The following is a 7588-nucleotide window of genomic DNA, read 5'->3' as shown; positions in this document are numbered from 1 at the left end:
GCTGTGGTTTCTGTTGTCGCGCTACCGCCAGCAGCAAGAGCTGTAGCAGCTGGACCTTTTCTCACCGCTGCTGGTCACGGACTATATGTTCATGAAGGACCGGCTCTTTGCCTCCCTTACGTTGAGTGACAAGGAGATGGCCCTGTACGACCGGGTGGCCGGTATGCTGGAGCGGGATATCGCCAACCCGGACCTGGTCATCTACCTTCAGTCCGACACTGACCGCCTGATGGCTAATATCAGGAGTCGGGATCGGTCCTACGAGGTGAATATCGACTGGAAGTACATGGATGCTTTAAATCAACTGTACAACGAATTTTTCTTCCGCTATGACCGCGGCCCGCTGCTGATCATCAATTCCAACGAGCTTGATTTTGTCAACCGACCGAACGATTTTGAAGAGATCATCGAGTTTATCCGCAAACCGGTTACCGGCACCCGCTTTTTCAATCCCGCCCGGAGTGAGTAGCTGGCAATGTTCCGATCTTTATTGATTATTCTTCTGGGTGGTCTGGTGATATGGCTGATTTTCCGTTTAACCCGGACGCTGAAAGAGGTCTTGCCGGGAGAATCGCGGAAGCGGCCTTCAGCGCTGGAGGACAGGAAGATTATCGATGCCGAGTTTGAGGATGTAACCAAGGAAGAATCCGAGAAGGACGAGTAGTTGCTGGCGGTACGTGTTCATCAGCCTGGTGGCCCGGAGGTAGTGTCTATAGATGAGGTGCCCCGTCCTGAGTTGAATGCTGCCGACCGGGTGCTGGTGGCGATGAAGGCGGCGGCCCTCAACCATCTGGACCTGTGGGTCCGGAACGGCCTGCCGGGGGTATCGCTTCCGATCATCATGGGTAGTGACGGGTCGGGAGTAGTAGTTGAGGTCGGCGGGGCCATGGAAGGATTTGCCCGGGGCGATGAGGTGGTGATCCAGCCGGGCCTATTTTGTGGTCGATGTGCTGCCTGCCGTGCCGGGCAGGAGAATCTGTGCCCCGAGTATGGTATTCTGGGCGAGACGCAGGACGGTGTCCAAGCCGAGTACGTTACCCTGGGGCGGGAAAATCTATTCCGGAAGCCGGCGCAGCTGACCTTTGAGGAAGCGGCCTCCTTCGGGCTGGTTTTCCTGACCGCTTATCAGATGCTGGTAAAGCGCGCTCAGCTCAAGCCCGGGGAGACGGTTTTGGTGGTGGGAGGCAGCTCCGGCGTGGGAGCCGCAGCCATTCAAATTGCGGCCCATCTGGGTGCCAGGGTAATTGCGACCGCCTCAAAGGGGGAGAAAGCCACTTTTGCCAAGTCCATGGGCGCCCAGGAGGTAGTGGACCATTACGAAGCGAATTGGCACAAGCAAGTCCTGGAAGTGGCTGGCCCGGAGCGGGTGCAGGTGGTTTTCGAGCACGTGGGTTCGGCCACGTGGGACCAGTCCAGCCGGACGATGGGACTAGGAGCCCGGATGGTCGTGTGCGGCGCAACAACCGGTGGTAAGGTATCCATTGAGCTGCGGCATACTTTCCGCAAGCAGCTGAGTTTTCTCGGATCAACCATGGGTGATCTGGATACCTTTCGAGCGGTATTAAAGGGCTTTGAAGCGGGGCACTACCGACCTTTCGTGGACCGGGTTTATCCCCTGGAGAAGATCGCCGATGCCCACCGGTACCTGGAGGCAAGTCGTCATCACGGCAAGGTAGTGGTAACTTTTCCATATAACAGGACTTGAATTATTTCTTGAGGTACAAGATGAATTCCATCCGACTACGCGATTTGCGATTTTTAATCTGTGTTCTGCTGCCGTTGATGGCGAGTGGACAGGACAGTGGCCGGAAGATCCATGATGCGGGGCTTGGTTTCTCGTTTTCGAGTGGCCAGTCCTTGTTTTATACCAGGGCAACCAACCCGTACGAGGCCCATCACACTTACATGGCGGCGGGCTTTCACATCGAAGAGGAAGGAATTGGACTCACCTATTACAACTGGTACCTGGATCGCTACGAGCGTACCGCCAAGCAGACTTACTATTTAGAGCTGGGTTGGGGCTGGCGTCACCTGTGGTTTCAGGAGAAAATGGCGGGCGGTTTTTTCCCCCATACCGTGCTTGAGGGTGGGGCTTCCGGTTATTTTGCCCAATTCGGCCGGCTGCGCACCTTTTTCAGGGAGATGTCGTTGCGCTGGGTGCCCTATGTCCAGGCCGGTGTCGGGGCTTCGGTCTATACCGGCAGCGTCATTTACCGGATCGAGATTGGGTATCTATCCACGCTGTCCTATTTGCCTGAAGGGGAATTTCCAGAATATGAGGGGGCCTTTTTAAAGATGGTCATTTCGAGTGGGCAGAAACCGCGATAGATGCGGATTAAGCCCGGCATTTTCCGCTAACTTTGGGTGGTTGCGAGGGCATTTATTTGGCCAGCTGTCAGGTATTTTCATGCCAGGAGGCACATTGTCGCGCGGGTTGTTTAGCTTGTACAGGCCAATAGAACGGGTGCCGAGCTATTCGATCAATGTTTGATTCAAAGCCTATTATTTCACGGTCTCCGCAGCGAATCTTTTTTATTAATGCTCCTACCCTAGATTATCGTATCAATGTACATCTCTAGTCTGGTTCTGCACGGATTCAAGTCCTTCGGTCAGCGAACCACGCTGACATTTGGGGAGGGCATCACGGCAGTAGTGGGTCCCAACGGTTGCGGTAAGACCAATATCGTTGATGGTCTGCGGTGGGTGCTTGGGGAGCAGAAACAGAGTGTTCTCCGCAGTTCCCGGATGGAGGAAGTCATTTTTCATGGAAGCAGGAACCACAAGCCCTCCAGCATCAGCGAAGTCACCCTCGCCATCCACAACAGCAAGGCCAAGCTGCCCCTGGAGTATACTGACATTGAGGTCAGCCGCCGTTTATACCGCGATGGTGAAAGCGAATACCTGATCAACCGGAATCCCTGCCGGTTGAAGGACATCATGGAGCTGTTCATGGATACCGGAATGGGTTCTGATGCCTATTCGGTTATCGAGTTGAATATGATTGAGGCGATTTTGTCGGATGTGGAGGATGATCGCCGCCGGATGTTCGAGGAGGCGGCCGGTATCAATAAGTATAAGAAGCAGCGCAGGTCAGCCCAGCGGAAGCTGGAGGCTACCAGTCAGGACCTTGAGCGGGTCAATGATATTATTGGGGAGGTAGACAGCCAGGTTCGAGCCCTGGGTTTGCAGTTGAAGCGGTTTGAGCGTCACGAGCGGCTGAGCGCCGCTTTGAAAGGCCGGGAGTTGGCCCTAGCCCGGTTGCAGATAAAGGATCTGGCGCGGGAAACGGCACCGCTCCGGGAGGCTCTAGCCGCCGGACGGGACAGCCGCCAAGCCGAGGCGGCCCTCATTGCCCGGGACGAGGAACGGCTAGGGCAGCTGCAGGTGACCTGCGGCCAGCGGGAGCACGAGTTGGGAGTCGCACGTCAGTCTCTGTCGCAAGCTACCGGCGAGCTGCATGAATTGAAGGAAAAGCAGCTGGTCTGGGGGGAGCAGCTGCGTTCGGCCCGCCGCAGCCGGGAGCGTTTCGAGCAGGAGCGGGAGTCAGAGTCCCAGCGCGAGGTTGGTTATCAGTCGGAGATAGCCAAGCTCGAAGAGCAGTTGCAGGCGCTCGGTCCGAAGCTGGAGCAGTTGCGGCAGGTTTTTGAGGCCCGGCGGGCGGAGGAAGAGGCCATTGTGGGCGAATACCAGCGGGGGGAGCAACATCTGCAGGCGGTTCGGGAAAGGAGGTTCAATCACCGGCACCTCATTCAGGAGGAGGAAGCCCGTTGCCAGCGGGTTGCGGACATGGCCGGGGAAAAGCGGCAGGAGCTGACGCGTCTGGATCAGGATATAGCTGAACGCAGTGAGAGCCGGGAGTCGCTGGCGAAGCAGGGGGCGGACGGCAATCGGAGGCAGCGGGAGCTTGAGACCCGCCTGGCCGAGCTGATGGCGGAAAGGGGAAAGCTAGCTGCCCAGCGCCAGGACCTGGACGAGCAGGAATCTGGTGTGCGGGACGAGCAGCGGCAGCTTACAACGCAGACCCAGGTACTGCAGTCGCGGCTGGAGATTTTCGCCGAGCTGGTGGAGAGTCACGAGGGTTATCCCAGCGGCACCAAGGCGGTGCTGGCGGATATGAGCCGGTTCCCCGGTGTTCTGGGGGTGGTGGCCGAGCTGGCGGCTGTGAAGCCGGTGCATGCGCTGGCGGTTGAAACCGCGCTGGGCCCCTTCGCCCCGTGCCTGGTGACGGAGACTGTGGATCAAGCGCGACAGCTATTGGCCCAAGCAGATCAGGAAGGATTGGGTCGCCTCTCAGTTATTCCCCTTGATCGAATTGAGTCCGGGGAAGAAGGCTCATCAAAGCCGGAATTGGTCCCCGCCGTTCCGCTTATGGAGCTGGTCAGGGTGCCCGACAAGTTAATCGGTCTCTACCGGCGGCTGCTGGCCGGATTCTACTGGGCGGAGGCGGGAGCGTCCTTAGAGGATCTCCCGCCCGGGGTTACGGTAGTGACCGCTGAAGGTCATCTATTCGGCGCTGTGCCATTCCTTACTCACGGCGGCCAGCGGTCATCTAGCCTGGAAGATACCTCCGCCACACAGGGCAGTACGGTTATCGTTGGTCGGTCCGGCGAAATGGATCGCTTAAGGCAGGCCATCGCCGAGACAACCCAGCAAACGGACGCCCTGGATGCCCGGTTGGCGGAAATTCAGGCTCAGCGATCCGATCTGGCTCAGCAGTGTCAGCTGCTTGAAGAGGAAGGTGAGACCGCTGCAGGTGAGGCCAACCAGTTGGGACGGGATCTGTCCCGGCTGGAATACGAGCTGCAGCGCACGACCGATGATGTGAAGGCCTTGAAGTCGCAGGTTGCTGCACTCAAGGACTCGATTCGAGGTCTGGAAGATAATCTGGCCGCCCATGATAAAGTGCTGGAGCACCTCCGGGAGCAGGAGACCAGTTTGGAGGCCGATATTCGTCAGGCGGAGATTGATTATCAGGAAGTGCGGACGAAGCGGGACGCGTGGCAGGGCGAGATGCAGGAGTCCCGGGTAGAGCTTTTGACGGTAGAGAACCAGCGCGAAAACCTGGCCGGGCGCAGGTTATCCGTTGCCGACGCTCTGGTGGCTTCCACCAAGCGTATCGCCCAGCTGGAGGCGGACAGTGATGAGGCCCGCCAGGACATTGAAGATTTGACCCGACGACTAGTGGAGGCGGAGCAGCGTCGCACGGCCCTGGAGAAGGATGTCAACGATCGGCAGTCGGCCTGTGATGAAAAGGAAGCCGCTGTCAGGGAGGTCCGCGAGCAGATAACCGGATTGGAGGAGCAGATCCGCCAGCGGCAGCATAGCCGGGAAGCGGCACTATCCCAATATCAGGAATTGGAGCTGCGACTTTCGGATTTGGGGAAGCAGGAGGAGCTGATTCGCTCGCGCATTCAGGAAGTATACCACGAGGAAGTTGCAGCTGGTGAGGATGTGGGGGAACAGGTGGACGAAGGGGCCCTGCGCGCCGCGATTGAAAGGCTGCGGGCATCCCTGGAGCGCATTGGTCCCATTAACATGGCGGTGGCTGAGGAGTACGCTGAGGAATCGAAGCGCCTCAAATTTCTGACCGAGCAGCGGGATGACCTGCTTGAGGCCGAAGAGAGTTTAGGAAAGACCATCAGGAGGATCGATCGCCAGGCGCGGGATCAGTTCCGGGATACCTATGACAAGATTCGCCACCATTTCAAGCAGACCTTCCGACTGTTTTTCGAAGGCGGGGAAGGCGATCTGCGACTGGTGGGAGACCCTGATCCCCTGGAGGCGGACATCGAGATCATCGCCCAGCCGCCGGGTAAGAAGACCCGTTCGCTGCGGGCCCTGTCAGGGGGGGAGAAGGCCCTCACCGCCATCGCCCTGCTGTTCGCAATTTACATGGTGAAACCCAGTCCCTTCTGTATTCTGGACGAAGTGGACGCGCCCCTGGATGATGCCAACATCGGAAAGTTCACCAAAGTGATCAAGCAGTTCGCCAAGGACACGCAGTTTATCGTCGTCACGCATAATAAGCTCACCATGGAGAACGCGGATTATCTCTACGGCGTAACCATGGCTGAGGAGGGTCTTTCCAACCTGGTATCGGTGAATCTAGGTGAATATGCACGGTAAAGGAACCCTGATTACCCTGATTGCCTGCCTCATCCTGGAGGCGGTAGGGCTCCAGTCCCAGGTGCTCCCCTTCGATCTGGACGTGGGCATTTACCGGGCTGCTGGGAATCGCTCCCGGCTGGAGGTTTACCTGGAAATCAATCGTGGTCAGGTCACCTACGAAGAAGTGCGTGGGCGGTATGTAGCGCATCTGGCCGGAGTGGTTTTAATCAATCAGCGCGGGCGGATCGTGGACTTCCGGGAGATGTCCATTGATGACATTGTGGAGCGCCTGAATGGTGCCCCGCAAGGTACGATTCCCAAGCAAGCCACTTTCACCCTGGCTCCGGGGGAATATGAAGTCCAGGTGGCGGTGGAAGATGATCAGGGTAACCGGGCTGACAGTTCATTTAAGATCGAATTGCCCGCCCATCGGGACTACGTGCTGGGCACGAGCACTATCCAGCTGGGTCGCCTGATACGGCGGGCGTCTCGGGAGAAGGAGTTTTTCAAACAAGGGCTGACAGTGTGGCCCAGGGCCGGGGCCGTTTACAGCAGAATCCAGCCGCTCTTGTGGTATTACGTCGAAGTATACGGTCTCACGCCGCTCGATACGGTGGAAACCCAGGCCGTGGTCTGGCAGGACAGCAGCGAAGCAATCACCCTGGGCCCTAAGCGAACGCCATCCCCGGCCCTGGTTTATAAAGATTGGGGGGCCATCAACCTCTCAGACTTCACAGCAGGTGATTATCAGCTCAGCTTCATTGTGGCCGTTGACGGTGACACCGCCACCGCGAAGAAGACTTTCAAGGTGGTTGGGGAGGAATTAATTCCCAGTGATACAGGTGATGTGCTGGTGGCGCTCTCCAGCGCCCGACTGTTCGACTTTGCAAGTGGTATGAGCATGATCCAGCCCGAACTGGACCTGCAGCAATATCGCTCGGGTGATCTGGCGAACCGCCACCGGATGATCAGGGTAGCGGTTGGCCGGCTTGCCCGTGAGTTCAACCGGGATTCGACCACCTACCTGGCAGAGCTGCTGCAGCGCTGGCCGCAGGTGAAGGCCTATGATCCTGGCTGGCGTGCTCGTGGTCGGCTATCGGAGCAGGGGCGCACTATATTCCTTCATGGGCTACCCACTACAATCGAAACCTACCCGGCCAGCAGTGCCTTGAGGGAGCATCATATCTGGACCTTCGTTTATCCTGACAGCACACATCAATTCGTCTTTGTTGATCGTAAGGGCTACGGTGAGTTTGCCTTAGTTCATGCCACCAAGCCCGGAGTGGTCTGGAATGAGAATTGGCGGCGGGAACTGCCGTGGGTGCCGGTCACTCCGGCAGCAGCGCCGGAAGCGGAGGTTGTGGAGCCAGCAGCGGTCGAAACTGTGGCTCCAGAGCCGGTAATAATCGATACCCTGGCTGCCCCGGCATTGGAGTTGGAAGCGGAGGTTGCGGAGCCAGCAGTAGTCGAAACTGTAGAG

Annotated in this window: 6 protein-coding genes; all 6 read left to right on the top strand. The window is 57.9% G+C overall.

Features of this window, described 5'->3' with window-relative positions:
* Nucleotides 1-49: 49 nt before the first annotated feature.
* Nucleotides 50-469, top strand: a complete 420-nt coding sequence (locus ACETWG_03365; protein ID MFB0515625.1) for a deoxynucleoside kinase — start codon at nt 50-52, stop codon at nt 467-469.
* 6 nt (nt 470-475) lie between these two features.
* Nucleotides 476-664, top strand: a complete 189-nt coding sequence (locus tag ACETWG_03360) for a hypothetical protein (GenBank protein ID MFB0515624.1) — start codon at nt 476-478, stop codon at nt 662-664.
* Nucleotides 665-1705 carry a zinc-binding dehydrogenase gene (locus ACETWG_03355; protein ID MFB0515623.1) on the top strand — a complete coding sequence of 347 codons (1041 nt, stop codon included), beginning with the start codon at nt 665-667 and terminating at the stop codon, nt 1703-1705.
* 20 nt (nt 1706-1725) lie between these two features.
* Nucleotides 1726-2328 carry a hypothetical protein gene (locus tag ACETWG_03350; GenBank protein MFB0515622.1) on the top strand — a complete coding sequence of 201 codons (603 nt, stop codon included), beginning with the start codon at nt 1726-1728 and terminating at the stop codon, nt 2326-2328.
* 237 nt (nt 2329-2565) lie between these two features.
* Nucleotides 2566-6126, top strand: coding sequence for a chromosome segregation protein SMC (gene smc / locus ACETWG_03345; protein ID MFB0515621.1), 3561 nt, complete (start codon nt 2566-2568; stop codon nt 6124-6126).
* On the top strand, nt 6116-7588 hold a 1473-nt coding region (locus ACETWG_03340), incomplete at its 3' end, for a hypothetical protein (protein MFB0515620.1). The genes smc and ACETWG_03340, both read left to right, overlap by 11 nt.

The organism is Candidatus Neomarinimicrobiota bacterium, from assembly GCA_041862535.1.
Classification (GTDB): domain Bacteria; phylum Fidelibacterota; class Marinisomatia; order SCGC-AAA003-L08; family TS1B11.
This window is presented reverse-complemented; position numbering and strand designations above follow the sequence as displayed.